The sequence below is a fragment of the Pseudomonas sp. Tul2A7 genome (assembly GCF_054790505.1).
On sequence record NZ_CP186499.1, the window covers coordinates 2964393 to 2991328 of the forward strand.

26 protein-coding genes are annotated in these 26936 nt (G+C 60.0%); 14 read left to right on the forward strand and 12 right to left on the reverse strand.

The window, feature by feature from the left end; genetic code table 11:
• Positions 1–124: 124 nt before the first annotated feature.
• Both ACOYXJ_RS13360 and ACOYXJ_RS13365 read right to left on the reverse strand, forming a co-directional pair.
• Positions 125–1204: an endonuclease/exonuclease/phosphatase family protein gene (locus ACOYXJ_RS13360; protein ID WP_460369873.1), complete on the reverse strand. Its 1080-nt coding sequence runs from the start codon at positions 1202–1204 to the stop codon at positions 125–127.
• A gap of 75 nt (positions 1205–1279) precedes the next feature.
• Positions 1280–1954: a YciC family protein gene (locus ACOYXJ_RS13365; protein ID WP_127929880.1), complete on the reverse strand. Its 675-nt coding sequence runs from the start codon at positions 1952–1954 to the stop codon at positions 1280–1282.
• Between the two features lie 178 nt (positions 1955–2132).
• Here ACOYXJ_RS13365 and ACOYXJ_RS13370 point away from each other — a divergent pair, with 178 nt between their 5' ends.
• The 3 genes from ACOYXJ_RS13370 (at position 2133) to ACOYXJ_RS13380 (ending at position 4150) form a co-directional block, all read left to right on the forward strand.
• Positions 2133–2891 carry a DUF2076 domain-containing protein gene (locus ACOYXJ_RS13370; protein WP_457463453.1) on the forward strand — a complete coding sequence of 253 codons (759 nt, stop codon included), beginning with the start codon at positions 2133–2135 and terminating at the stop codon, positions 2889–2891.
• Between the two features lie 138 nt (positions 2892–3029).
• Positions 3030–3509, forward strand: coding sequence for a LabA-like NYN domain-containing protein (locus ACOYXJ_RS13375; protein ID WP_007949802.1), 480 nt, complete (start codon positions 3030–3032; stop codon positions 3507–3509).
• A gap of 35 nt (positions 3510–3544) precedes the next feature.
• Positions 3545–4150: a 3'-5' exonuclease gene (locus ACOYXJ_RS13380; RefSeq protein WP_460369876.1), complete on the forward strand. Its 606-nt coding sequence runs from the start codon at positions 3545–3547 to the stop codon at positions 4148–4150.
• Between the two features lie 134 nt (positions 4151–4284).
• Here ACOYXJ_RS13380 and ACOYXJ_RS13385 read toward each other — a convergent pair whose 3' ends face one another.
• Positions 4285–4737 (reverse strand): Lrp/AsnC family transcriptional regulator, encoded by a 453-nt coding sequence (locus tag ACOYXJ_RS13385; protein ID WP_038361832.1) that lies wholly within the window; start codon positions 4735–4737, stop codon positions 4285–4287.
• Between the two features lie 210 nt (positions 4738–4947).
• Here ACOYXJ_RS13385 and yedA point away from each other — a divergent pair, with 210 nt between their 5' ends.
• A complete protein-coding gene (gene yedA, locus ACOYXJ_RS13390) occupies positions 4948–5859 on the forward strand; it encodes a drug/metabolite exporter YedA (protein ID WP_460380898.1) in 912 nt (303 codons plus the stop codon).
• A gap of 52 nt (positions 5860–5911) precedes the next feature.
• Positions 5912–7249 (forward strand): DEAD/DEAH box helicase, encoded by a 1338-nt coding sequence (locus ACOYXJ_RS13395; protein WP_038361826.1) that lies wholly within the window; start codon positions 5912–5914, stop codon positions 7247–7249.
• A 187-nt stretch (positions 7250–7436) separates the two neighbouring features.
• Here the strand turns inward: ACOYXJ_RS13395 and ACOYXJ_RS13400 are convergent, their stop codons facing one another.
• On the reverse strand, positions 7437–8684 hold the full coding sequence (locus ACOYXJ_RS13400) for a TIGR03862 family flavoprotein (RefSeq protein WP_460369879.1): 1248 nt from the start codon (positions 8682–8684) through the stop codon (positions 7437–7439).
• 281 nt (positions 8685–8965) lie between these two features.
• Positions 8966–9886 carry a histone deacetylase family protein gene (locus ACOYXJ_RS13405; RefSeq protein WP_460369881.1) on the reverse strand — a complete coding sequence of 307 codons (921 nt, stop codon included), beginning with the start codon at positions 9884–9886 and terminating at the stop codon, positions 8966–8968.
• An 82-nt stretch (positions 9887–9968) separates the two neighbouring features.
• On the opposite strand from ACOYXJ_RS13405, the gene ACOYXJ_RS13410 reads away from it, so the two are divergent.
• The 3 genes from ACOYXJ_RS13410 to ACOYXJ_RS13420 all read left to right on the forward strand — a co-directional run bounded on the left by ACOYXJ_RS13410 (position 9969) and on the right by ACOYXJ_RS13420 (position 12107).
• The gene (locus tag ACOYXJ_RS13410; RefSeq protein ID WP_038361818.1) at positions 9969–10538 is read left to right on the forward strand and encodes a GNAT family N-acetyltransferase; all 570 of its coding nucleotides are present in this window, start codon (positions 9969–9971) and stop codon (positions 10536–10538) included.
• Between the two features lie 109 nt (positions 10539–10647).
• Positions 10648–11517 carry an acyl-CoA thioesterase II gene (gene tesB, locus ACOYXJ_RS13415; RefSeq protein WP_008082985.1) on the forward strand — a complete coding sequence of 290 codons (870 nt, stop codon included), beginning with the start codon at positions 10648–10650 and terminating at the stop codon, positions 11515–11517.
• Positions 11514–12107: an HAD family hydrolase gene (locus ACOYXJ_RS13420; protein WP_150793995.1), complete on the forward strand. Its 594-nt coding sequence runs from the start codon at positions 11514–11516 to the stop codon at positions 12105–12107. Before tesB ends, ACOYXJ_RS13420 begins: the two co-directional genes overlap by 4 nt.
• A gap of 114 nt (positions 12108–12221) precedes the next feature.
• On the opposite strand, the gene ACOYXJ_RS13425 is transcribed toward ACOYXJ_RS13420, so the two are convergent.
• The 4 genes from ACOYXJ_RS13425 to ACOYXJ_RS13440 form a co-directional block, all read right to left on the reverse strand.
• The gene (locus tag ACOYXJ_RS13425) at positions 12222–13172 is read right to left on the reverse strand and encodes an alpha/beta fold hydrolase (protein ID WP_460369884.1); all 951 of its coding nucleotides are present in this window, start codon (positions 13170–13172) and stop codon (positions 12222–12224) included.
• Positions 13173–14060: a KPN_02809 family neutral zinc metallopeptidase gene (gene ypfJ, locus ACOYXJ_RS13430; RefSeq protein ID WP_460369886.1), complete on the reverse strand. Its 888-nt coding sequence runs from the start codon at positions 14058–14060 to the stop codon at positions 13173–13175.
• A 192-nt stretch (positions 14061–14252) separates the two neighbouring features.
• Complete coding sequence (locus tag ACOYXJ_RS13435) at positions 14253–15086, reverse strand: aldo/keto reductase (protein ID WP_460369888.1); 834 nt, start codon at positions 15084–15086, stop codon at positions 14253–14255.
• A complete protein-coding gene (locus ACOYXJ_RS13440; protein ID WP_460369890.1) occupies positions 15070–16809 on the reverse strand; it encodes an FAD-dependent oxidoreductase in 1740 nt (579 codons plus the stop codon). The genes ACOYXJ_RS13435 and ACOYXJ_RS13440 overlap by 17 nt, the downstream gene beginning before the upstream one ends.
• A gap of 177 nt (positions 16810–16986) precedes the next feature.
• Here ACOYXJ_RS13440 and ACOYXJ_RS13445 point away from each other — a divergent pair, with 177 nt between their 5' ends.
• The 4 genes from ACOYXJ_RS13445 (at position 16987) to ACOYXJ_RS13460 (ending at position 20880) form a co-directional block, all read left to right on the forward strand.
• The gene (locus tag ACOYXJ_RS13445) at positions 16987–17763 is read left to right on the forward strand and encodes an IclR family transcriptional regulator (protein WP_460369892.1); all 777 of its coding nucleotides are present in this window, start codon (positions 16987–16989) and stop codon (positions 17761–17763) included.
• A gap of 243 nt (positions 17764–18006) precedes the next feature.
• Entirely contained in the window at positions 18007–19068 is a 1062-nt protein-coding gene (locus ACOYXJ_RS13450) for a Gfo/Idh/MocA family protein (RefSeq protein WP_460369894.1), read from the forward strand.
• Positions 19069–19070: 2 nt separating this feature from the next.
• Positions 19071–19886, forward strand: a complete 816-nt coding sequence (locus ACOYXJ_RS13455) for a sugar phosphate isomerase/epimerase family protein (protein WP_460369896.1) — start codon at positions 19071–19073, stop codon at positions 19884–19886.
• A gap of 115 nt (positions 19887–20001) precedes the next feature.
• Entirely contained in the window at positions 20002–20880 is an 879-nt protein-coding gene (locus ACOYXJ_RS13460) for a DMT family transporter (RefSeq protein ID WP_038361795.1), read from the forward strand.
• Between the two features lie 127 nt (positions 20881–21007).
• Here the strand turns inward: ACOYXJ_RS13460 and ACOYXJ_RS13465 are convergent, their stop codons facing one another.
• Entirely contained in the window at positions 21008–22345 is a 1338-nt protein-coding gene (locus ACOYXJ_RS13465; protein WP_122599766.1) for an MFS transporter, read from the reverse strand.
• Positions 22346–22701: 356 nt separating this feature from the next.
• Between ACOYXJ_RS13465 and quiC the strand changes: the two genes are divergently transcribed.
• The gene (quiC, locus tag ACOYXJ_RS13470) at positions 22702–24603 is read left to right on the forward strand and encodes a 3-dehydroshikimate dehydratase QuiC (protein WP_460369899.1); all 1902 of its coding nucleotides are present in this window, start codon (positions 22702–22704) and stop codon (positions 24601–24603) included.
• 101 nt (positions 24604–24704) lie between these two features.
• Entirely contained in the window at positions 24705–25382 is a 678-nt protein-coding gene (locus ACOYXJ_RS13475; RefSeq protein ID WP_095121665.1) for a TetR family transcriptional regulator, read from the forward strand.
• Positions 25383–25486: 104 nt separating this feature from the next.
• Here the strand turns inward: ACOYXJ_RS13475 and ACOYXJ_RS13480 are convergent, their stop codons facing one another.
• Complete coding sequence (locus ACOYXJ_RS13480) at positions 25487–26341, reverse strand: shikimate dehydrogenase (protein ID WP_460369901.1); 855 nt, start codon at positions 26339–26341, stop codon at positions 25487–25489.
• Positions 26342–26346: 5 nt separating this feature from the next.
• Complete coding sequence (gene aroQ, locus ACOYXJ_RS13485) at positions 26347–26787, reverse strand: type II 3-dehydroquinate dehydratase (protein WP_122607869.1); 441 nt, start codon at positions 26785–26787, stop codon at positions 26347–26349.
• Between the last annotated feature and the right edge of the window lie 149 nt (positions 26788–26936).

The following is a 26936-nucleotide window of genomic DNA, read 5'->3' on the forward strand; positions in this document are numbered from 1 at the left end:
GTGGGAGATGCATTCAGTCGTCGGCTTTTGCTGTCGGTTGTTTTGCACGCAATCAGGAGAAAGCCCACTGAAACGTGCTCCCGTAGGAGCTGCCGAAGGCTGCTCCTACACGGGATTATCTCGATTATGGGGCGGCGGGGAGCAGGAAGCGGGCGATCACCGGTAAATGATCAGAGATGCGCAAGGTATCGTCCTGCCGCACCACCGCCTCGACCCGTTTGATCTTCGGGCTGTAGAACAGATAGTCGACCGTGCGATCCGGGCCGTTCAGGCCTGGGTCGTTAGGGTAGTGGGTCAGCCATCGGGAACGGTCGATGCCGCCAGCTTCGTTGTTGGTCGGGATCATCGGGTACTTGTCCCACAGCAGGTGCAGTTCGCTGTCGGCGGAGTATGGCGTGCGTTGCTCGGCAGGCAAGCGACGATATTGACCCAGCGGCAGCAGATTGAAATCGCCACCGATCAACCACGGCAGGCCCTGACTTTCGTACTTGTCGAGCACTTTGGCCACGGCGCTCACTTGCGCCTGCAAGGTGTCGTCGGGTTGCCTGGCACGCTCCAGATGGGTATTGAAAACGGTCAGTTGCCCGCCATCGCTCAGGGGCAGTTTGGTCGCGAGCAGCGCATCTTTTGGCTGGAACTGGCGGCTGATGAAGTTGGCTGAGGCGACCGGCAATTGCAGGCGCTCGGCGTGTTCGATGCGGTAGCGGCTCAGGGTCGCCAGTTGTCGCCCGACACTGCCGAAAACATGAGCATCGGGGACGAACTCGGCCTTCCAGTCAAACGCGCTGGCGCTGCACGGATACAGGTCGGCAACGCGTTCCTGCAGTAACTTCAGCTGGTCCTGGTAGTCACTTGCCTTGGCGCCGTCATCGAGTTCCTGTAACAGCACCACATCTGGCTGCTCGTCGCGGATCACCCGCGTCACTTCATCGAGGCTGAAGGCCATGTCTTCCAGGGTCGGCGCTTCATCGTTGCCCTGGGCCAGATCATTCCAGAACACGTAACGTTTGCCGGCCAGGTACTGCACGTTCCAGGTCATGACCTTCAGCGCCTGCCCCGGCACCAGCGTCGGTGGCTTTCCCGTGCAACTGACCGGCAGGGTTTCGCGGGCATCGGGGCGCCAGGTCAGGCTGAACATCAGCGCGCCGATCAACACGACGGCCAGCACAACAAGCAACAGGGTGTAGCGCAGTAGACGGGTCATGGCTCGGCTTATAGCGTTACAGAAAGTGCCCCCGAGCATACCTGACGGCCGTCTCGAAGCCCAAGCGCAGAGCTGTCAGACCGCTCTGTCACGTTTGTCAGGCAATTCGCTGATCAGCATGAACAGGCGGAACAACACTACGCTGGTGAACAGTTGCAGGAAGCTGTGAGCGCTGTCGATCAGTATCGCGATCACCGGGTTTTGCGGTTCGGGGTACACCGCCAACGTCGCACCTTTGAGCAACCACAGTGGCGTCATCACACAGAGAATGCACAGCAGAATCCGCCAGAAATGCCCACGTGTCAGGCGCAGGCTTTCCTTCATCGCCTGCAAGGGGCCCATGCCGCGCAGCACCAGCAGGTATTCGCCGAACGCGAGCATCACCATCAACATCAGGCCCGGCAGGAAATACAGCGACAGGCCCAACAGAATCAGCAAGGTGTTCAGCGCCGTGAGCAGGGCGAAGCGTGGCCACAGAGTGGCAGCCATCGCCAGCAGATCACGGTTGCGCGGCGCCTCGCCACGGCTGCGCGCATCGAGGAACAGGATCAGCGCCGCGGTGTACAGCGGATACACCAGCAGACCGACGACGATACTGATCGCCGAGATGTTTTCCGGTCCGCTGGCGTGATCGACAACTTGTTGCAGGAACGCTTCGAAAATCACCAACGGCAGGCACAACCGCACGATGCTGCCCAAATGGCGTTTGAAAAAATACAGAGAGTCACGCAGTACTTCGAGGGCATTCATCAGTCGGTATCGCAGGTCGAAAACAGTGGCTCACTTTAACCGATGATGGCTGGCGCGACACAAACGTAAACATTCGGTAAAGGTCATTGAAACGTTTTGTCACCGTCTCCATTACATGAGAGCACCTCGGCAAACGTGGACGAGGGCAATGTTATCCCCGGCAATCTACGAGGTCGCCATGAACAGCGAAGAGCAAACCCTGATCGATGGACTGTTTTCCCGGCTGCAACAGGCCGAAACGGAGGCAGCCCCGCGCGACGCCCAGGCTGAGGCGCGGATCAAGGAACACCTGACCCGCCAGCCAGCGGCAGGTTATTTCATGACCCAGGCGATTCTGGTGCAAGAGGCTGCGCTCAAGAGCCTCGATGAGCAGAACAAGCAACTGACCCGGCAAGTCCAGCAGTTGCAGGCCGAACTGCAATCGGCCAAGACCCAGAGTGCCGCACCCGCGCCGAGCGGTGGTGGCGGTTTCCTGTCGAGCATTTTTGGTGGCAGCCCGCGTCCGGCGCCGACCCAGAGTGCGGCCCCGGCGTCCACGGGCGGCTGGCGTGAACCGGCCCCGCAGCAGAGTTTCGGCGCACCCGCGCCACAACAGAACTTCGGTGCACCACCATCTAATTACGCTCAGCAAGCGGCTCCGGCGGCGGGCAGCAGCTTCCTTGGCGGCGCCTTGAAAACTGCGGCCGGTGTGGCCGGTGGCGTGATGCTGGCGCAGGGCATCAGCAGCCTGTTCCATCACAACCAGCAGCCGGAAGAAATCGTTGAAGTGATCAAGGAAGAGCCGGCGCAGGTTGCCGACCAGAGCAGCAGCGGCTGGGGCGATGATCAGCGTGTGGCGGACAATGGCTTCTCTGGCAACGACCAGGGCGGCTTCACCGACACCGACTACGGCAACGACAACTCCTCGTTCTTCGATGACGACGATTCCTTCGTCTGATTCACCATTCGTCCGGAGCCCCTGAGGGCTCCGGGCCGATTATTCGCGGAACCCTCCTTCGGACTGGCATACTGAGCGCCTTTTTCGGGCCCTGCGCCTGATCCCGCTTCGTGCGCTTGCGCGCCCACAGGAACTCCGGTGAAAAAAATCGCAGTGTTCGCCGACGTGCAGAACCTCTACTACACCGTGCGTCAGGCTTATGGTTGTCACTTCAACTACGCCGCATTGTGGGCCGACATCAGCAAGGACGGGCAGATCGTCGAGGCCTACGCCTACGCGATCGACCGTGGCGACAGCAAGCAGCAGCAGTTCCAGCAGATCCTGCGCAACCTCGGTTTCACCGTGAAACTCAAACCCTACATCCAGCGCAGCGACGGCTCGGCCAAGGGCGACTGGGACGTGGGCATCACCCTCGACATCATGGACGCCGCCGACCACGTCGACGAAATTGTCCTGGCCTCCGGTGATGGCGATTTCGACATGCTGCTCGAACGCATCATCAGCAAGCACGGCGTTCAAGCCGTCGCCTACGGTGTGCCCGGCCTGACCGCCAACTCGCTGATCCGCGCCGCCAGCCGTTACGTGCCGATCGAAGGCGCGCTGCTGTTAAAAAATTAAGCTGAAGAATTGATTTGTACGGAGTTGAACCCGGTTTGGAACGCATTGCAGTCATCGACTTTGAAACCACCGGCCTGTCGCCGAACAGCAGCTGCCGCGCCACGGAAATCGCCGTGGTCATGCTGGAAAACGGCCGCATCGTCGAGCGTTACCAGAGCCTGATGAACGCCGGCGTGCGCGTCCCCGCGTTCATCGAACAACTGACCGGCATCAGCAACGCCATGCTGCGTACCGCGCCGCCGGCTGAACAGGTGATGAACGAGGTCAACGAGTTTGTCGGCTGCACACCGCTGGTGGCGCACAACGCCTCGTTCGACCAGAAGTTCTGGGACTTTGAACTGGGGCGGATCAAGCGCACGCGGTTGCAGAACTTTGCCTGCTCTCTACTCTTGGCTCGCCGACTGATGCCCGCCGCGCCGAATCACAAGCTGGGCACGCTCACCACTTTCGCGTGTTTGCCGCATACCGGCCAGGCGCACAGGGCGATGGCCGATGCCGAGATGGCGGCGAATCTGATGGCGCATCTGGCTGATGAGTTGCGGCACAAGCACGGCGTCAGCGAGCTATCGCATGACCTGCTGTGCAAACTGCAGAAAGTCCCTGCTGCGAAAGTCAGCGAGCACTTGCTGCGTTACCGCTGATCCCGAATCCGGCACACAACCCCTGTAGGAGTGAGCCTGCTCGCGATGACGGTGTGTCAGTCAGCCTTTGTATCGACTGATACTCCGCTATCGCGAGCAGGCTCACTCCTACATTGGATTTGTGGTGATCCGAACTATTTGCCGTTGCTTTCGATGTGGCCAAGCGGCACACGCTTTTCGATGGCGCTCGACAGCACAATCGAGGTCTTGCTGAAACCAAACTTCGCGACCCGATTGATCAACTCCTCCAGCTCCGTCATCGATCCCACTGCGGCCTTCATCATCACGCACGGATCGCCTGTCACTCGAAAACACTCGGTCAGTTGCGGGATTTTCACCAGTTCGTCGTAGACCTTCTGGCTGCCGTTCTGGTGCAGGCGCAATTCGATCATGCACTGGATCGGCAGGCCGATTTTCGACAGGTCGATTTTCGCCTCATACCCGGTAATTACCCCGGATGCCTCTAGCTTGGCTACGCGCTCGGCGACGGCCGGGGCGGAGAGGTTCACTTTGCGCGCGAGGTCGGCGTAGGACGCGCGGCCATTTTCGAGCAGGGCGCTGAGCAGCATGCGGTCGTATTTGTCCAAGGCCGGACTCCTGAAAATGCCAGACTTTCGAAATCGTGGTTTATTCCAGCGATCTCCGTGATTTCCAAAGTGTACCGGCGCTATAAACAGGTTTTGTAACTTATTTTTGCTCGTCAGCCTTTCTAGAATAATCCATCCCCTGAGCCAGACTTTCGAGTTGCCCATGCCTGCCTTGCGCCGTTTTTCCTTGCCGCTGATCGCCGTTTTTCCTTGCCGCTGATCGCCGCGTTTTTTGCGCTGTACGTGATTTGGGGGTCGACCTATCTGGTGATCCGCATCGGCGTCGAATACTGGCCACCGCTGATGCTTGGCGGTGTGCGCTTTGTGATCGCGGGTACGTTGATGTACGCCTTCCTGCGCTGGCGCGGGGCGCCGGCACCGACCTGGGCGCAATGGAAAGCGGCGGGGATCATCGGGATTTTGCTGCTCAGTTTCGGTAACGGCGCGGTGAGTGTGGCTGAACACACTGGCGTGGCTTCGGGCGTTGCGGCATTGGCGGTGGCGACGGTGCCGTTGTTCACTTTGCTGTGCGGTTATTTCTGGGGCGCGCGTAATACCCGTCTGGAGTGGGCCGGGGTGGCGCTGGGGATTATCGGCATCGCCATGCTCAATATGGGCTCCAACCTGCAATCAAGTCCGATGGGCGCGGCGCTGTTGATTTTCGCGGCGGCGACCTGGGCGTTCGGTTCGGTGTGGAGCAGGCATTTGCCGTTGCCGCAGGGCGCGATGGCCAGTGCGGTGGAGATGTTGGTCGGCGGTGTGGTGCTGCTGATCGGCAGCGCCGTCAGTGGCGAGCATTTGCAAGCGATTCCTCCGGTTGAGGGCTGGCTGGCGCTGGCGTACCTGATCTTTTTCGGCTCGATCATCGCCTTCAACTCTTATATGTATTTGCTCAAGCACGTGCGTCCAGCGGCGGCGACCAGTTATGCCTACGTCAACCCGGCGGTCGCGGTGTTGCTGGGGATTGTATTTGTTGGCGAGACCATCGGGATCGAGGAAGCGCTGGCGATGCTGGTGATCATCAGCGCCGTGGTGTTGATCGGACTGCCGCAGTGGCGCCGTCCGGCACAGCCGCCGATCGTAGCGCCGACAGCCGTTCGCGAAGAACAGCGTACGAATTAGGGTAAACTGCGCGGCATTGCATGCCCGCGTCATTTTTTTCTACGGTACTCCCATGACTTTCGCCACCCTTGGCCTGATCGAACCCTTGCTGCGCTCCCTCGAGACGCTCGGCTACCAGACCCCGACGCCGGTTCAGGCGCAAGCCATTCCGGCCGTGCTGGCCGGTCGTGACTTGATGGCAGCGGCCCAGACCGGCACCGGCAAAACCGCCGGTTTCGCCTTGCCACTGCTGCAGTTGTTGGCCATGGAAGGGCCGAAAGTCGCTGCCAACTCGGCGCGTGCGCTGATTCTGGTGCCTACCCGCGAGCTGGCCGAGCAGGTTCATGAGTCTGTGCGCCAGTACGCCGAAAACCTGCCGCTGCGCACTTATGCGGTTTATGGCGGTGTCAGCATCAATCCGCAGATGATGAAGCTGCGCGGCGGCGTCGATGTGCTGGTCGCCACGCCAGGTCGCCTGATCGACCTGTTCCGCCAGAACGCGCTGAAGCTCGATCAGTTGCAGACTCTAGTGCTGGATGAAGCCGATCGTATGCTCGACCTGGGCTTCTCCGAAGAACTGGCGAACATTTACCGCATGCTGCCGAAAAAGCGCCAGACCCTGCTGTTCTCCGCGACCTTCTCCGATGACATCCGCCTGCTGGCCGGGCAGATGCTCAACGATCCGCTGAGCATTGAAGTCAGCCCGCGTAACGTCGCGGCCAACACCGTTAAGCAGTGGATCGTCACAGTAGACAAGAAGCGCAAGGCCGAACTGTTCGTGCATTTGATGCGCAAGAACAAGTGGAAGCAGGTGCTGGTGTTCGCCAAGACCCGCAACGGTGTCGATGCGCTGGTGGAAAAACTTCAGGGCCTGGGTGTGAATGCCGACGGTATCCACGGCGACAAACCGCAGGCCACCCGTCAGCGCGCGCTGGATCGTTTCAAGCTCAGTGAAGTGCAGATTCTCGTGGCCACCGACGTTGCTGCGCGAGGTCTGGACATCGAAGATCTGCCGCTGGTGATCAACTTCGATCTGCCGATCGTGGCTGAGGATTACATTCACCGTATTGGCCGTACGGGCCGTGCTGGTGCAACCGGTGAGGCGATATCGCTGGTCTGCGCGGATGAAGTGAACATGTTGTCGGCGATCGAGATGCTGACGCGGCAGACTTTGAAGCGTCAGAACGAGCCGGATTTTGAGCCTGAGCACCGCGTGCCGGATACCGATGCCAGCGGTCAGGTGATCAAGAAGCCGAAGAAACCGAAGAAGCCGAAAGCGTCGGGCGGTGGTGGCAAGCGCAATCTGGGCAAGTGGGTTGATAGTGGCGAGACGCAGGCGCCGGAGCCTTCGATCAAACCTGTGCGTAAAGTGCCGGTGTTCAATACTGGGCCGCGCAAGCGCAAGCCTTAAGGTCAAAAGCCCCTCACCCTAACCCTCTCCCCGAGGGAGAGGGGATTGACCGAGTTGGATATTCGAGATACGCCGACCTGATCTTGCAGGGTTGAATACATAATCGACTCGGTGTTTCAGGTCGATGTTGGACGTCAGACACCTTGGTCGGCCCCCTCTCCCTCTGGGAGAGGGCAGGGGTGAGGGTTCAGGCAGACGCCTCGGACTTGAGCCACTGCACGACCCCCAACCCCGCCGCCCTGCCGCTGGCGAAACATCCCGTCAGCAAATACCCGCCCGTCGGTGCTTCCCAATCGAGCATCTCGCCTGCGCAGAACACCCCCGGCAACGCCTTGAGCATCAAGCGCTCATCCATCGCCTCGAACGTCACGCCCCCGGCACTGCTGATCGCCTCGTCCAATGGCCGCGTTTTCACCAACGTCAGCGGCAACGCTTTGATCGCTCGCGCCAACAGCGCCGGATCAGCAAACGTCGCCGCATCAGTCAACTCACGCAACAACGCTGCTTTCACTCCATCAATCCCGACCTGACTGTGCAGATGCTTGGCCATCGACCGCGAACCGCGTGGCTTGCTCAACGCCGCCTGCAATTTATCCACAGGCCGGCCGGGCAACAGATCAATGTGAATAACCGCCGCGCCATGCTGATTGATCGCCTCACGAATCGGCGCCGACAGCGCGTAGATCAAACTGCCTTCAATCCCGGTCGCGGTGATCACGCATTCACCCAAGCGCGGAATATCGTCGTTCAAACCGATGGCGATATTTTTCAGCGGCGCGCCGGCGAATTTGCTGACCATCAATTCACTCCAGGCCTGCACTTCGAAGCCGCAATTACTCGGCTGCAACGGCGCCAGTCCTACACCGCGTTGCTCCAGCGGCAACATCCACGCACCGTCGGAACCGAGGCGCGCCCAACTGCCGCCGCCGAGGGCGAGCAGGGTGGCGTCGGGCTTGACGGTGATTTCACCTTCCGGGCTGTCGATGCGCAGCGCACCGTGTTCGTCCCAACCGAGCCAGCGATGGCGGGTGTGGATAACTACGCCGCTGTCGCGCAGGCGTTTGAGCCAGGCGCGCAGCAGGGGGGCGGCTTTCATGTCGGTGGGGAATACGCGGCCGGAGCTGCCGACAAAGGTCTCGATTCCAAGATCATGAATCCATTGGCACAACGCATCGGCGTCGAAGCCGCGCAGCAATGGCGCGATCTGCGGTGCGCGCTCGGCATAGCGCGAGAGGAACGCCGGGTAGGCTTCGGAGTGGGTGATGTTCATGCCGCCGACACCGGCGAGCAGGAACTTGCGGCCCACCGAGGGCATGCCGTCGTACAGATCGACGCGGATTCCGGCCTGGCTCAGCACTTCGGCGGCCATCAGGCCGGCGGGGCCACCGCCGATGATGGCGACGTGAGCGGGGGAGGAGGCGGAGTTCTGGGTCATGGCGTGCGCTGCGGTATGGCGGGATAAGGCGCGCATTCTAACAGCCGAGATCTTTTGTAGGAGTGAGCCTGCTCGCGATAGCGGTGTATCAGCCAAGTTAATGTTGAAGGTGCTGACGCTATCGCGAGCAGGCTCACTCCTACAAGGGATTCGGGTTGGCTTGAAATGCTGGTTGAAAAATGATCAGTGCGCTGCAGGTCATGATCGGTATGGCCTGTAGTCCCTTTCACTCAGGTTATCCACAGGCAGTTCCACAGCCATTGTGGGTAACGCAGCACAACTCAATGACAACCGTGTGACTGCCAGACCCGTTGCGCGCTGTGATGCAGGATGCCGTGGCGGCGGGCGAGGGCATGGCGATCCTTGCTGTAACCGCCGCCAATCACACCGACCACCGGAATGTCGCGGCCCAGGCAATGGCGCATCACGCTTTCATCGCGGGCGGCGACGCCCTCGTCGGTGAGCTGTAGATAACCGAGGGCATCGTCCTTGTGTACATCAACGCCGGCGTCATACAGCACCAGATCCGGTTGATACAGCGGCAGCAGATAGTTGAGCGTGTCATCGACCACTTTCAGGTAATCAGCATCGCCCATGCCTTTGGGCAGCGGAATATCCCAGTCACTTTCGGCTTTGCGTGCAGGAAAATTCTTCTCGCAGTGCAGGGAAACGGTAATCGCCTCCGGCGTGTCATGCAGGATTCGCGCGGTGCCGTCGCCCTGATGCACGTCGCAATCGAAGATCAGCACGCGATTGACCCGGCCGCTCTGCAGCAAGTAATGGCTGATGATCGCCAGGTCATTGAAGATGCAAAAACCGGCCGGGTAATCGTAATGCGCGTGATGAGTGCCGCCGGCCAAGTGGCAGGCCAAGCCATGTTCCAGGGCTTTTTCCGCCGCCAGAATCGAACCGCCGACCGCGCGTACCGTACGCCGCGCCAAGGCTTCGTTCCATGGCAGGCCGAGACGCCGCTCGTCTTCGCGGGACAACTCGCCGCTCATGTAGCGTTCGATATACGCACGGTCATGGGCCAGGGCGAGGATGTCGTTAGGGCAGATCTCCGGGCGGAGCAGGTCGGCATCGCGGGTCAGACCGCTGTCGACCAGGTGATCGCGCAGCAGGCGAAACTTGTCCATCGGGAAGCGGTGATCCGCCGGAAACTCGGGGCTGTAGTCTTCGTGGTAGATCAGCGGCAATGGCATGGCGGTTTCATGTAGGAACGTAGGAAAGAGTGAAGGATCCTACCAGCGATGTAGACTTGCGGCATGGAAACGGAGGGGCACGATGGAGCCGATACTGGAACTTGAAAGCGCGCGCTTGCTGATGCGTCAGTGGCAGGACGAGGATTTGCCGGCATTTGCCGCGATGTGCGCCGATCCTCAGGTGATGCGCTATTTTCCGGCACCGTTGAGCCGCCTGGAGAGCGCGTCGATGATCGGCCGCGTGCGCGGGCATTTTGCCGAGCACGGTTTCGGCTTGTGGGCGCTGGAGCGCAAGGACAGCGGTGAATTCATCGGTTTCACCGGACTCGGCGTGGTCGGTTTCGATGCGCCGTTCACCCCCGCGGTGGAAATCGGCTGGCGCCTGGCCAAGGAACATTGGGGCCTGGGCTATGCCAGCGAAGCAGCGTGGACCGCTCTGCGCTGTGGCTTTGATCGGTTGGCGCTGAAGGAAATTGTCTCCTTCACCGCGCAATCCAATCTGCCTTCGGAGAAAGTCATGCAGGCGATCGGCATGCATCACGCCCCGGACGATGATTTCGATCACCCGAAACTGGCCGTCGATCATCCGTTACGCCGGCATGTGCTGTACCGCATCACTCGGGAACAATGGCTGCAAACCTTGCATGGATAAGCCGACACGGACGTTTACAATGGCCGCCATATCATTGGCCCGCGCCAGAATCTGAATCGGCCGCCGCAGCCAAGACTGCGCGGCATAGCTTTGTGTGAGGAGAGTCTGAATGAGCCAAGTGTTGGAAGATCTGGTCGACCTGCTGACCCTGGAACCGATCGAAGAAAACCTGTTCCGTGGCCGTAGCCAGGATCTGGGTTTCCGTCAGTTGTTCGGTGGTCAGGTGCTCGGTCAGTCGCTGTCGGCGGCCAGTCAGACCGTTGAAGAGGCGCGCCATGTGCATTCGATGCACGGTTATTTCCTGCGTCCGGGCGATGCCAAGTTGCCGGTGGTCTACTCGGTTGATCGCGTGCGCGATGGCGGCAGCTTCAGCACGCGTCGGGTCACGGCGATCCAGAAGGGCCATCCGATTTTCACCTGCAGCGCTTCGTTTCAATACGACGAGGCAGGCTTCGAGCACCAGAGCCAGATGCCGGTGGTGGTCGGCCCGGAAAACTTGCCGTCGGAGCTGGAGCTGTTCCAGCAACGCGCGCAACTGATTCCCGAGCACATGCGTGAAAAACTGCTGTGCCCGAAACCGATCGAAGTGCGCCCGGTCACCGAAAAAGACCCGTACAACCCGCAACCGGCGGATCCGGTGAAATACGTGTGGTTCCGTGCCGATGGCGCACTGGCCGACATCCCGGCGCTGCACAAATACCTGTTGGCCTACGCCTCGGACTTCGGCCTGCTGACCACTTCGATGCTGCCTCACGGCAAATCGGTCTGGCAGAAAGACATGCAGGTCGCCAGCCTCGATCACGCGCTGTGGTTCCACAACGATCTGCGTGCCGATGACTGGTTGCTCTACGCGATGGACAGTCCGTGGGCCGGTAATTCCCGTGGTTTCTCCCGTGGCAGCGTGTACAACCGCGCCGGCCAACTGGTCGCGTCGGTGACGCAGGAAGGCCTGATCCGCCATCGCAAGGATTGGGCATGAGCCTGAAAGAGGTGAAGCACTGGGTGTTCGACATGGACGGCACGCTGACCGTCGCCGTGCATGATTTCGCGGCGATTCGCGTGGCGCTGGCAATTCCGCCGGAGGACGACATCCTCACCCATCTTGCGGCATTGCCGGCGGATGAGGCGGCTGCGAAACACGCTTGGCTGCTGGAACACGAAAGGGATCTGGCACTGGGTTCGACCCCGGCCACCGGCGCGGTGGAACTGGTGCGTGATCTGCATGCGCGTGGTTATCGCCTCGGCATTCTGACCCGCAATGCGCGGGAACTGGCGCACGTGACGCTGGAAGCGATTGGTTTGGCTGACTGTTTTGCGGTGGAGGATGTTTTGGGTCGCGATGAAGCGCCACCGAAACCGCACCCGGGTGGGTTGCTGAAACTGGCAGACGCTTGGGACGTGCCGGCCAGCGCGATGGTCATGGTCGGTGATTACCGCTTTGATCTGGATTGCGGGCGTGCGGCGGGGGCGCGCACGGTATTGGTGAATTTGCCGGATAACCCGTGGCCGGAGTTGACCGATTGGCATGCGAAGGATTGTGTCGAGTTGCGGCGGATGCTGCTGGCCTGAAATCTTGGGTGCCTGAGCTGGCCTCATCGCGAGCAGGCTCACTCCTACAATTGGAATGCGTTCCCCTGTAGGAGTGAGCCTGCTCGCGATGGCGTCAGATCATTCAGCACAAAGCTATTCGAACAACGCCTTCTGCCCCTCCGGCGACGTCAGCATCCCATCACCGTTATGCCCAACCCCGGGCACTTCAACCAATCGCTGATTCACCCCTTCCGGATGCCTACGCAGCAAATACCCGAAGTACAACTTGCCTCGCTCCAGGCGATACGCACCTTGCGCCTCGGCTTCACAACCCTTGTCCAGCGCCGGATGCTTGGGATCGACGTCCTGCTGCCCGAGCAGATAAATCACCTCGCGTTTGATGTAACTGCTCTCGAGTTGCAACGGCGTTTGCCCACCGGCATAGACCGGCATGTCTGACAGACCGTACTTCCAGCGGTTGAAACCCGCGCACTTGGCGTGATCGAACGCCACCGGCCGTTGTTCATTGAAATAGGCATACGACGACGGATTCGCCACCACATAACGCAAGCGGATGCCGTTGGCTTTCAGCGCCGGCTGATCCTTGGCCAGCAGGGCATAGCGCTGCACCACCTGGCCGCCGCCGGAGTGGCCGAAGATCACAATCTGCTTCACGTCCGGAAACTGTTTGCGGTCGCTGATCCGTCCGATGATTTCATCGAGTGCGGCATAGGAACTCAACGGATTCGGCCCTGTGGATAACTCGCCGCCCATCCACTCGTTGCCCCGCCAGCGCAGGACGGTTGCGGGTAACGAGTACAGGGCGACATCGCTTTCATTGAGAAACTGCGGGGCGATCACCAGGGTGTGCGCGGTTTGTCCCGCAAGCTCGGCCGCATTTTCGGCGCTTTTTCGGTAGGTTTCGGCGTTGCGCAACCGGCCATGAATGACGATCAGCACACGCTCGATTTTCTCCGGCGCGGGGCCAATGCCCACCGCCATTTCCCCGGCTTTGAGTTGCAAACGACCGGGGCTGATCGCATCGACACCGGCGGCGTGCGCAGTGCTGCCAACCATCAGTAACGCCAAAAGCCATTTATGCATTTACAGGTTTTTCGCCGCGAAGGTGTCGCACTGGCCGACCTGGCCCTGCGCGAATCCGGTTTTGAACCAGCGCACCCTTTGCGCCGACGTACCGTGGGTAAACGAGTCCGGCACCACACGGCCCTGACCTTGTTGTTGCAAGCGATCATCACCGATGGCGTTGGCCGCGTTCAAGGCTTCTTCGATGTCGCCCGGTTCCAGCCAATTCAAGCGCTTCTGTGCGCTGTAGGCCCAGACGCCAGCGAGGCAGTCGGCCTGCAATTCCTGACGCACCAGCAAGCCGCCATCGCCTTCCATCTGCCGACCTTGCTGGCGGGCTGTCTGAATTTTCGCCGAGACGCCAAGAAGCGTCTGCACATGGTGTCCGACTTCGTGAGCGATCACGTAGGCTTGGGCGAATTCGCCGGCAGCCTTGAAGCGTTGCGACATTTCCTGGAAGAACGCCATGTCCAAATAGACCTTCTGGTCCGCCGGGCAATAGAACGGGCCGGTTGCCGAGGTCGCCAGACCGCAGGCGGAATTGACCCGATTGCTGAATAACACCAGGGTTGGATCTTTATATTGCCGGCCGGCCTGCTGGAAAATCGTGCCCCAGGTGTCTTCGGTGTCACCAAGGATCGAGCGGACGAATTCGGCCTGTTCATCGTTGGCCGGCGGTGCCTGGCGGGTTTGCGAGGTCGGTGCCGATTGTTGTGTGGATTGCCCGGCGAGTTGACCGAGGATCTGCATTGGGTCCTGCCCGGTGATCCAGCCGATACCGACGATCAGCAGGATGGCCCCGAGGCTCAGGCCTTTGCCGCCACCGAAGCGCATGCCGCCGCCACCGCCGGCATCATCACCACGGGCATCGACGACGTTGTCACTGCGTCGGCCTTTTTTCCATAGCATGTGGGAATCCTCTGTGTGTATCGGGTGGTGATGAGTGTTGCTGCTGTGTGAGTGTGGCGCCAGTCCGGTCGTCCGTCTATTGGCCACACGCAAACAGGCCCGGCTTCGTGCTGACGAGGTCGGGCCTGTTATTGACGGTCTGGCGCGCGGCAAATTCAATCGCACGCAGGATTTCTATCGCTGGATTATCAATCAGCGATCAAACGCATCCCACTCCGGGGCGAAATCCGGACTGACCTGACGTTCGCGCTTCGACAGCGCGGCGATCAATGCGCGGTCTTCATCGTCGAGTTCGACCTGCAGAGATGCGAGGTTGGCCAGTTGATTGGCTCGGCTGCTGGCCTTGGGAATGGCCGCAACATTCGGCTGATCGAGCAACCATTTCAACGCTATCTGGGTCGGCAACACACCGTGCTTGTTGGCGATCTGTTGAATCTGCGGGATGTCCGAGACCTTGTTGCGCGCCAGTGGGGTGTAGGCCGTCAGTGCCATGTCGTGTTGACGGGCGTAGTCGAGCAGGGCGTTCTGGCCGAGCAGGACGTGGTACTCGACCTGAATCGCTGACAGACCAATCCCATATTCCTCGATGACTTTGCGTAACAACGGTAGTGGAAAATTCGCCACGCCGATGTTGCGCGCCAGGCCCTGCTCCTTGAACGAGGCCAGCGTGGCGAGGGTGCTTGGCAAATCCCAGTCGGTGCTTGGCCAGTGGATCATGAACAGATCGATGTAGTCGCTGCGCAAAGCGGTAAGGCTGCGGTCCATGGAGTGGCGCATCGCGTCGGGTTGCAGCTGATCCCACCAGACTTTGCTGGTGACATGAATCTGTTCGCGCGGTGTCGGCGTATTCGCCAGCGCTTGTCCGACCGCGTCTTCGTTGTTGTAGGCCGCTGCCGTGTCAATGTGTCGATATCCCAATTCCAGCGCTTGCTCCACGGCGCGGGTGCATTCGTCGCCGAGCATCGGCCAGGTGCCGAGGCCGAGTTTCGGCATGTTCAAACCTTGGGCGTTAACGATGTGCTGCATGGTCGATCTCCTGTTCGAAAGCAGTCATGCCGGCAATATGCCGGGCGGCGATGTAACCGAAAGTCAGGGCCGGGCCGAGGTTGATGCCGCCCGCCGGGTAGTGCCCACCCATGATGCTGGCCATGTCGCCACCCGCTGCGTAGAGGCCGGCGATGGGTTGTTCGTTGGCATCCAGCACTTGCGCGTGTGGGTTGACCTTGAGGCCGGCAAACGTACCGAAGCAGCCCGGCTGGACTTTTACGGCGTAGAACGGGCCGGTGTCTATTGGGGCAACGCAGGGGTTGGGAAGGTTCGCCGGATCACCCTGTTTACGGTTGTAGGGAGTTGAGCCGCGCCCGAACTGCGGGTCTTCGCCATGGCGTGCGTGGCGGTTGTAGTCGTCGAGGGTCTGGCGCAAACCGCCCGGGTCAATGCCGCATGCAGTGGCTAATTCTTCAACGGTGTTGCCGGTTTTCAGATAGCCGCTGCGGATAAAATCTGACACTGGCAGCGGAAATGGCCGCGATATGCCCAGTCCATAACGCCGTTGAAAGGCGCGCGTGCAGATCAGCCATGAGGCGACTTCTTCACCTTCCGGCGCAGCAGCGACCATGGCGCTGACGTAGTCGTAATAACCGTTGGCTTCGTTGACGAAACGCTGGCCGTTGCGCAGCACGCCGATGATCCCGGGTTTGCCGCGCTCGATGATGTGTGGGAAATGGCCGGTGCTACCGTCGGAATGTGGCACTTGCGACACCGGTGCCCACGCCACGGGTGAAGCCACATCGGTATTGACCCGTGCTCCGACGCTTTCGCCCAGGCGCAAGCCATCGCCGTTGACGGCCAGCGGTGGCAGCGCCCAATGTTCGTGGCCGGTCGGTGTCCGTGGGAATAAGGCTTTGCGTCGCTCGATGTCATTGGCGAAACCTCCGGCGGCGAGCACCACGGCTTTGCGTGCGTGAATGCGGATCAGGCCCTTGCGGGTGTTGACCACCGCGCCGCAGACGCGCGAGCCATCACGCAGCAGTTCCGTCGCAGGCGCTGATTCCCAGAGCAGAACGCCAAGGTCTTCGGCGGACTTCGCCAGTCTTGCCACCAGCGCGACGCCGTTGACCAGTTGCATCGCCCGGCCATGCACGGCGAGGTCGAACAGGTGCCGAGTGAAACGTCGGGTTACGTGCCATGCCGCCTTGAACGAGCGCGTCAGATTGAGGAACGCCGACAGATCCGCCCCGGCCATGATCGGCATGCCCATGAAGGACGTTTCGCGCATGGTGGTACGAAGACGCTTGAGCAGGCGTCCGACTTTGCGTCCGTCATAGGGCGCAGCGATGACCGAACGGCCGCCAGTGCCGGCCCCCGGCGTATCGCCATGAATGTCGGCAATGGTATTGCCATCGGCAAATTGCAGCGCGGTGTGCTGCTCGAAAAACGCGACCATGCGCGGCCCCGCTTCAAGGAAAGCGTCGATCATCGCCGGGTCGAAGTGCTCGCCCAGTTCATGGCGCAAATAGGTGCGCGGTTGTTCGATGTCTTCGACGATCCCGGCTCGACGCGCTAGCGGATTGCACGGCACCCACGCCCAGCCCCCGGACCAGGCCGTGGCGCCACCGAACACCGGATCCTTTTCGACGACGATGACTTTCAAGCCATGCCACGCGGCAGTCACGGCGGCCGACAATCCGGCAGCGCCGGATCCGACGACCAACACGTCGCAGTCGATATCAGGGAGTTCGGCAGGCATCAAACAACACTCCAGCGATAAATTATTTTTGGAATTTGATTCCAGAAAATAACCAGTGCTGGAGCGGCTCGACAAGCGTTGATTCAACAAAGCGGGCGGTTATCGAACAACCGGTTCCAGATTTTGCTTTGCCGCTGATCTCTTCTAGAATCGGCAAAATTTCCTTTGGATGTTCCCATGGCTGGCAGTCAAATCGAACGGGTTTTCAGTGTGCTGGAAAGCCTCACCAGTGATCCGCGCGGGCTGCCGATGCAGACGTTGGCCGAGCAATTGGATATCCCCAAAAGCGCGACGCACCGCTTGCTCGCCGAGCTGATCCGCTTGGGCTACGTACGACAGAATGCGGAAACCTTGCGTTATCACTTGTCGACCAAACTGGTCGCGATGGGCTTTCAGTATTTGTCGAGCAGCGGTGCCGATATCGTCCAGCCGGTGCTTGATCGACTGGCTCAGGAAACCGGCGAACTGGTGCGTTTGGGCGTGATCGATGGCGAGCGCCAGACCTGGATCGCCAAGGCACAGGGCGCGCGTACCGGTCTGCGTTATGACCCGGACATGGGCCGTGATGCGCCGCTGTTCTACACCGCCTCCGGGCATGCGTGGCTGGCGTGCATGAGTGATGCCGAGGCGTTGTCACTGGTCGAGCGGCAGGCGGCGGAGGTGCCGGTGGGGATCGGGCCGAATGCGCCGCGTTCAAATATCGAATTGCTGGAACGGCTGCGTCTGGCTCGTGAGCAGGGTTATGCCTGCGTTGAAGAAAGTTCGGCAGTGGGGACTTCGGCGATTGCGGCAGTGGTGAGGCATCCAACGGATGGTCGGGTGATTGGTGTACTGAGTATCGCCGGGCCCAGTGCGCGGATGCCGGGGGCGCGGTTGCATGAGCTGGCGCCGTTGTTACTGAAGTTTGCCGAAGAAATGTCGGCGGCGAGTCTGGCTTCCGAATTGTTTATCTAATCCGAATTCACGCAGTTCCCTTGTAGGAGTGAGCCTGCTCGCGATAGCGGTGTATCAGCTGGGATCAATGTTGGCTGACACACCGCTATCGCGAGCAGGCTCACTCCTACAGGGGATTTTTGTTGTTTACGAAGTTGTGCGGTGTTCGCACGTTTTTGGGATGGATGGGTGTTTGATTGTGGAACTCGGTTCTAAATTGTTGCTGGAGTGATATTCCAACAACAATCACAAAAGGACCGCACCTTGAATTCGCCCCTTCGAATCGCCCTGATCGGCGCCGGTAACATGGGCCAGCAGCATTATCGGCATCTGCAAACCCTCAACGAAGCAGCGCTGTGCGCCGTGGCTGATCCCGGACCGCAAGCCGCAGCCTTGGCGGCTGAATGGGGTGTCAGGCATTTCGCCGATCATCGTCAGATGCTTGAGCTCATCCGGCCAGACGCGGTCATCGTCGCCAATCCGAATAATCAACACGTCAGCACCGCGCTCGATTGTCTGGCGGCGGGTGTGCCGGTGCTTTTGGAGAAGCCAGTCGGGGTGCACCTGGATGAAGCGCGCGAGCTAGTCGCGGCGGTCAAAAGCAGCGGCGTGCCGGTGCTGGTCGGCCATCATCGGCGTCACAATCCGCTGATCGTACGCGCCCATGAACTGGTGCAGAGCGGGGCGCTCGGGCGTCTGACCACGGTGACCGCACTGTTCCAGTTGCGCAAACCCGACAGCTATTTCGAAATCCCATGGCGCCGCGAACCGGGCGCCGGGATGTTGCTGACCAATCTGATTCACGACCTCGACCTGCTACGGCATCTGTGCGGCGAAGTGCGCTCGGTACAAGCGATCACCGACAACTCAGTGCGCGGTTTTGCCAATGAAGACAGCGCGGCGGTGTTGCTGCAATTCGAGGGCGGCACACTGGGCACATTGAGCGGTTCCGACGCGGTCGCCGCGCCGTGGAGTTGGGAGCTGGATTCCGGCGAAAACCCGGTGTATCCGCGTCAGGCCGATCAGCCGTGCTATCTGCTGGCGGGGACTGCTGGCGCCTTGAGCATCCCGCAGCTCAAGCGCTGGCATTACGCCGCCGATCAGGTCGACGCCGGTTGGCATGAACCCTTGTTGATGGTCGAAGAGTCCTACAGCGGTGACGACGCTTTGCGCTTGCAGTTACAGCATTTCGTACGCGTGGCACGGCGTGAAGTCGAACCGCTGGTGAGTGCGGCCGATGCCGCCCGCACCCTTGCGCTGGTCGAAGCCATACGCGAGGCCGCCGCCACCGGTCGAGCCTGCACCCCTGCACTGATCGAGGCTTGAACATGAGTGAACGAATCCTGTCCCTGGCCAGCCTCACCGTGCTGGAGTTGTCGCCACCGCAAATGGTCGAAGTGGCTGCGCATGCCGGTTACAGCCATGTCGGCCTACGTCTGGAGCCAGCGACTCCTGAGGAATATCACTTTCCGTTGGTCGCCGACGGTGATTTGCGGCGTCAGACGTTGCAGCGCCTGCGCGATACCGGCATCCGTGTGCTCGACGTGGAAATCCTGCGTCTGAAGCCACAAACCGTCGTCGCCGATTTTGAGAAACTTCTTACGGTCGGCGCGGAATTCGGCGCCACGGAATTACTCGTCGCCGGTAACGATCCTGACGAGCAGCGGCTTACCGATCACTTCGCGGCCCTTTGCGATCTGGCGGCGCATTATGGGTTGCATCCGCATCTGGAGTTCATGCCCTGGACCGATGCGCGCAACCTCGAACAAGCACTGCGAATTGTCGAGAACGCTGATCGGGAGAACGCTGCGGTGCTGGTGGATGCGTTCCACTTTGATCGTTCGGCGTCACGCCTGGAGGATCTGGCTGAAGTGCCGGCGTCGCGCCTGCGTTATGCGCAATTATGTGATGTCGCGGGGCCGAGGCCGTCAGACATGGCCGAGATCTTGCGTCAGGCGCGCAACGACCGGCGGTTTCCCGGCGAGGGTGATTGCGATCTGCTCGGGTTGCTGCGAGCGCTGCCGACTAATATTCCACTGAGTCTGGAAATTCCCACGGTAAAACTGCTGGAGCAGGGCGTGAGCGGATTGCAGCGAGCGCAGATGGCGATCGATAGAACCCGGGAATTATTGGCGCGGCTTTAAGCGGTGCTGCGCACCTATCGCGGGCAAGCCCGCTGCCACAGGGACCGTGTTGTTCCTGTGGCGGCGCGACTTTCCTGCGAAGGTTTTGATCTTTTTGGCAACACAAGGAAACCCAATGACCGTCAGCACCCCGCTCTCCGGTGTCAACCAACCCTTCAAGGGGATCTTGCTGATTGTCGTGGCAACTTTCCTGTTCTCCAGTCACGACGCGCTGTCGAAATACCTGTCCGGTTTCTATCCGATCGTGATGGTGGTGTGGGCGCGCTATCTGGTGCACACACTGCTGATGGCGGGGATTTTTCTGCCGCAATCCGGGTTGCGCGTTTTGCGCACGAAGAAGCCGTTATGGCAGCTGACGCGGGCACTTTGTCTACTCGGTACCAGCCTGTTTTTCACCACGGCGCTGCTGTATATCCCATTGGCGGAAGCCACGGCGGTCAACTTTCTTGCGCCAGTGTTGGTGACCGCATTGTCGGTGCCGCTGCTCAAGGAACGAGTGACCCGAGGTCAGTGGATCGCGGTGATCTGCGGCTTTATCGGCGTGCTGATCATCGTTCACCCAGGCGGGGAGTTGTTCACCCCGGCGGTGTTGCTGCCGTTCTGCTCGGCGCTGTTTTTCTGCTTCTATCAGTTGCTGACCCGCAAGCTCGCCGAAGTCGACAGCCCGACTACCAGCAACTTCTTCGCCGGGCTGTGCAACACGCTGGTGATGAGTGCGCTGGTGCCGTTCTTCTGGCAGGTGCCGACCTTGACCCATGCCGGGTTGATGCTGGCGCTGGGCAGTTGCGGGATGACCGCGCATTTGTTTCTGACCCAGGCGTTCCGCCATGCCGCGCCGGCACTGCTGGCGCCGTTCGGTTATTGCCAGATCGTGTTTGCGGGGTTGTTGGGTTGGCTGCTGTTCAATCACACGCCGAGTTTGTTGACGGTGATCGGCATTGCGGTGATCTGTTGCAGCGGGCTGGCGGCGGCGTGGCAGCAGAGCCGTCGTTGAAGAAACCGATCTTCCCTTGTAGGAGTGAGCCTGCTCGCGATGGCTTTTTATCAGTCACCATCTTCATCGACTGATACACCGCTATCGCGAGCAGGCTCACTCCTACAGGTCGCGTTGTGTAGGCAGATTATTCGGTAACGGTAGGAATCTTGCGCGGTGCCATGAAGTACATCCACGTCAGCGCAATGAAATACATCGCCGGAATCAGCGTGAACAACACGGTGTAGTTGTTGTTGGTCACGGTGAGGATGTGGCCGACGATCTGGGTCATGAACATCCCGCCAATCGCTGCGCACATGCCGCCGAAACCGAACACCGTGCTCATCATGTGCTTGGGCGTGTAGTCCATCACCAGGCTCCAGATGTTCGCCGTCCACGCCTGGTGCGCGCCGATCGCCAGAGAAATCGCAGCCACCGCCACCCACAGATTGGCAGAGCCAGCCGCCATGACCACGCCGATGATGCAGCAGGCAAACAGGAACATCGACAGTAGCCGCGCCTTGATCGAGTTCATCCCGCGACCGATCAGGAACGAAGACAGAATGCCGCCACCGACGCTGCCGAAGTCGGCCGTGACGTAGATGATGATCAGCGGAATACCCATCTGGGTGACGTTGATGCCCAGGTTGTATTGCTGATTGAGGAACGGCGGCAGCCAGTACAGGTAGAACCAGAACACCGGCGCGGTCAGCGAGTAGGCGAGGGCGAAGGCCCAGGTACCGCGCATGCGCAGGATTTTCGAGAACGGTACGCGGGCCTGTTCCGGTTCGACTTCTTGCTGGATGTAGTCCAGTTCGGATTGTTTAACGCTCGGATGATCTTCCGGGTTGAAGTATTTCAAGCCCCAGAACAGCAACCAGATACCGCCCAGTGCCGCCATGCACAGGAACGCCGCTTGCCAGCCCCAGACATGCAGGACCAGCGGCAGCAGCATCGGCGTGAACATCGCGCCGACGTTGGTGCCGGCGTTGAAGATGCCGGTGGCGACTGCACGTTCGCCGGCCGGGAACCACAGGCGTGTGGTTTTCACGCAGGCCGGGTAGTTCGCCGCTTCAGTCAGACCGAGAATAAATCGGCAGACCATAAAGCCAACGGCCGACGTCGCCAGACCGTGGGCACCAGTGGCCAGGCTCCACAGCAGCACGGCGCAGAAGAACACGCGTTTGACGCCGACCCGGTCGATCAAGCGTCCTTGCAGGACGAAACCGATCGCGTAGCCGACCTGAAACCAGAAGTTGATGTTGGCGTAATCCATCGCCGTCCAGCTCATTTCCTTGGCGAGGATTGGCTGCATGACGCCGAGGGCGGCGCGGTCGATGTAGTTCAGGGTAGTGGCGAAAAACACCAGCGCCAGCATGCCCCAACGGGTCTTGCCGACAGCCATGGCGCCGCGGATCTTGTCGCCGATGCCACCCGTGGCAGTGCTCATGGCCGGAGCCATGCGGGAAGTCTGTGAAGGAATCATGTGTTCCACCCGTTTTTGGATTTGTTATTTGGTGTGCTTTTTACTTGCACGCTGCGACCGGCGGTTCAGATCCGGACTCAATGTGCAGTCGATGTTGGGCAGTGGACGAAAAATCGTCAATTCGCCAAACCGCCATTGTGTTCGATAATCGCACGCAAAACTAACCGGGTAGTACACTTTAAATTGCTGCCGCGATCGATGCAGCCAATAATTTCCCTACTATAAAAACCATCCCATGTAGGAGCTGCCGCAGGCTGCGATCTTTTGGTTCTGTTTTCACGAATAAAGATCAAACGATCGCAGCCTTCGGCGGCTCCTACAGTAAAGATAAAGCGGCGCAGTCCGGGAGTTGAAACATGCAGCGTTCCATTGCCACCGTTTCCTTGAGCGGCACCCTGCCGGAAAAACTCGAAGCCATTGCCGCCGCCGGGTTCGACGGGGTGGAGATTTTCGAAAACGACCTCCTGTACTACGACGGCAGTCCGCGGGAAATTAAACAGATGTGCGCCGATCTCGGCATCGCCATCACCCTGTTTCAGCCGTTCCGCGATTTCGAAGGCTGCCGCCGCGATCGCCTCGCGCGCAATCTCGAGCGGGCCGAGCGCAAGTTCGACCTGATGCAGGAACTGGGTACCGACCTGGTATTGGTCTGCAGTAACGCCTCGGCCGACAGCGTCGGCGATCAGCAAATTCTAGTCGATGATCTGCGCCTGTTGGCCGAGCACGCTGGCGCGCGCGGCTTGCGCATTGGTTACGAAGCGCTCGCCTGGGGCCGTCACGTCAACACTTATCAACAGGTCTGGGACATCGTGCGCCAAGCCGATCACCCGAGCCTCGGCGTCTTGCTCGACAGCTTTCACACCTTGTCGTTGAAGGGCGATCCTAGCGCTATCGCCGACATTCCGGGCGAGAAGATCTTCTTCGTACAAATGGCTGATGCACCGATCCTGCAGATGGACGTGTTGGAGTGGAGCCGGCACTTCCGCTGTTTCCCGGGGCAGGGCGAATTCGATTTGCCGGGGTTCCTCGCGCCGATCATTCAAAGCGGTTACACCGGACCGCTGTCGCTGGAAATCTTCAACGACGGCTTCCGCGCCGCACCGCCACGGGCCAATGCCGCCGACGGTTTGCGCTCGCTGCTGTATCTGGAAGAGAAGACCCGTCAGCGTCTTGAGCAGGAAACCAAACCTGTGGCCAACCGCGAAATTCTCTTCGAAACGCCGAAGGCCAGCGAGTACAACGGCATCGAGTTTCTTGAGTTTGCCGTCGATGAAAGCCTCGGCGCCAAGCTGTCGAACTGGCTGGAACGCCTCGGTTTCGTCAAGGCCGGGCAGCACCGCTCCAAGAGCGTGAGTCTGCTGCGTCAGGGCGACATCAATCTGATCCTCAACTCTGAACCGTATTCGTTTGCTCACAGCTTTTTCGAGGCTCACGGCCCGTCGCTGTGCGCCACCGCTGTGCGGGTCAAGGACAGCGCCAGTGCACTGGCACGCGCCGTCGCCTACAAAGGTCAGCCCTATCGCGGACTGGTCGGCCCCAATGAACTGGAACTGGCGGCAGTGCGCGCGCCGGACGGCAGCCTGATTTATCTGGTGGATGAACAGGCTGATGTCTACGGCACCGATTTCAATTTGCTGGCCGACGCGCCGGCCCGTGGCGGTCTCAAGCGTATCGATCACATGGCCATGGCGTTGCCGGCCGACAGCCTCGACAGTTGGGTGCTGTTCTATAAGAGTCTGCTGGATTTCGAGGCGGACGATGAAGTGGTGCTGCCTGATCCGTATGGTCTGGTGAAGAGCCGCGCCTTGCGTAGCCGCGACAGTTCGATCCGTTTGCCGCTGAACATCTCCGAGAACCGCAACACCGCCATCTCCCACGCGCTGTCGAGTTATCGCGGCTCCGGTGTGCACCACATCGCCTTCGATTGTGACGACATCTTCGCCGAAGTCAGCCGCGCCAAAGAAGCCGGCGTGCCATTGCTGGATATCCCGCTGAACTATTACGACGACCTTGCTGCGCGCTTCGATTTCGACGACGAATTCCTCAGCGAACTGGCGTATTACAACGTCTTGTACGACCGTGATGCGCAGGGTGGCGAGCTGTTCCACGTCTACACCGAGCCGTTCGAAGGGCGTTTCTTCTTCGAGATCATTCAGCGCAAAAACGGCTATGCCGGTTACGGCGCGGCTAACGTCGCGGTGCGTCTGGCGGCCATGGCCAAATCACGCAGTGGTGCAGTGCGCCAGGCGAAGTTGTAGGAAATTCGTAAACGCGGGATTAAACACAGGTCCCGCAGCTTCCTTCACTGTGCTGTGCGGCCCATAATCGCCGCCTGTGCAGTGATGGCCGTGAGCCCGCAATGACGATGAATACAGAACTTTCCGCAGCTTCTGAAGTTTCCGCTGTAGAGCCGCGCAAGAGTCGCAAGAACAACCCGGAAAAGACCCGCGAGAACATCCTGCAGGAGGCGATCGTCGAGTTCGTCCAGCAAGGCTTGTCCGGCGCTCGCGTCGACGCAATTGCCGAGCGTATCCACACCTCCAAACGCATGATCTATTACTACTTCGGCAGTAAGGAGCAGTTGTACGTCGAGGTGCTGGAGAAGCTTTACGGTGATATCCGCAGCACCGAAAACCGTTTGCACCTGGCCGAGCTGGCGCCAGTGGAAGCGATTCGCCGATTGGTCGAGTTCACCTTCGATCACCACGACCGCAACGTCGATTTCGTGCGCATCGTCAGCATTGAAAATATCCACAACGCTGAATACGTAAAGCGTTCCGATGCAATCAAGGCGATGAACAACACCATCCTCGATTCGCTCGGTGAGATTCTGCGTCGCGGCGCTGAAGAGGGTGTATTCCGCACTGGGCTGGACGCGCTGGATGTGCATTTGCTGATCAGTTCGTTCTGCTTCTATCGCGTGTCGAACCGGCACACATTTGGCGAGATTTTTCAGATCGATCTGCCGGATGAAAGCGTCAAGCAACGTCATCGCGAGATGATTTGCGAGTCGGTGTTGCGTTATCTGCAAGCCTGACACAGAACCCCTGTAGGAGTGAGCCTGCTCGCGATGGCGGTGTGTCAGGCAACTAATGTGTTGGCTGACAGGACGCCATCGCGAGCAGGCTCACTCCTACAGTGTTAACTATTCATGCTTTGAAAATGCGCGAGCATCCGCTGCGCATCCGGCACCACGCCGCTGAACAATTCAAACGCCTTCACCGCCTGAAACACCGCCATATTGCCGCCGTCCAGCGTCCGGCAACCCAGCGCGCGGGCATTGCGCAGCAGTTCGGTTTCCAGCGGGAAATACACAATCTCGGCCACCCACAATTCCTTGCGCAGCAGCTCGACCGGCACCGGCATGCCCGGCAGTTTGGCCATGCCCATCGGCGTGGTATTGACCAAGCCGTCGGCCTGATTCAGCGTACTCGGCAGATCCCGGCCGGCCACCGCACGACCAACGCCAAAATGTTGATTGAGATTATTCGCCAGGCTCTCGGCGCGCTCACTGTCGACATCGAAAATAGTCAGTTGCTGTACGCCTTCGCTCAATAATGCGTGGGCCACTGCCGCACCGGCGCCACCGGCGCCCATCTGGACTACGCGCTCGCGGGCGGCGTCTTTCAGACCCCGACGAAAACCCTCGGCGAATCCAAGGCAGTCAGTGTTGTGACCGACACGTTTGCCGTCCTTCAGCACCACGGTATTCACCGCGCCGATGCCTTTGGCTTCCGGCGACAACTCATCGAGCAGCGGGATGATTGCCTGCTTGCACGGGAAGGTGATGTTCAGCCCGGTGTAGTTCATCCGCTCGGCCGCCAGCAGCAGGTCGGAGAGGGCGGTGCTGTCCATTTTCAGTTGATCGAGATCGATCAGTCGATACAGATAACGCAGACCCTGGGCATCACCTTCGTGCTCATGCAGTGCCGGCGTGCGCGAAGCCTGAATGCCGGCGCCGATCAGCCCGGCGAGTATTACATTAGAGCGAGACATGCGGTTTACCCCTTCAGCCGCTGGCTGAAATGTTCCAGTGCCAGGCGATAGCCATGACTGCCAAACCCGGCCATTACCGCCGTGGCAATCGCCGAGACGAACGAGTGATGACGAAACGGCTCGCGGGCGTGCACGTTGGACAGGTGCACTTCGATCACCGGCAATTCACTGGCAACCAGTGCATCGCGAATTGCTACGGAGGTATGTGTCCAAGCCGCCGGATTGATCACGATCCCGGCGCAACGGCCACGGGCCGCGTGAATCCAGTCGAGCAGTTCGCCTTCGTGGTTGGTCTGGCGAAACTCCACGGCCAGGCCGAGTTCTTCGCCGGCGCGACCGCACAACGCCGAGATGTCCGCCAGGGTTTCGTGGCCGTAAGTCGCCGGCTCGCGAGTGCCGAGCAGGTTCAGGTTCGGGCCGTTGAGCACCAGAACGATAGGGGGCATGAGGGGTAACTCCACTTATTGTTTTTGGCTTTGGCCGAGGATTTCAGCCTGTGGAGATAAAATGTACTAGATGGTTACATGGGTCAATTGAACAAAAATGGCCTTGGTGTTTTATGTTCGGTGATCGCACAAACAAATGAGCGCCCACA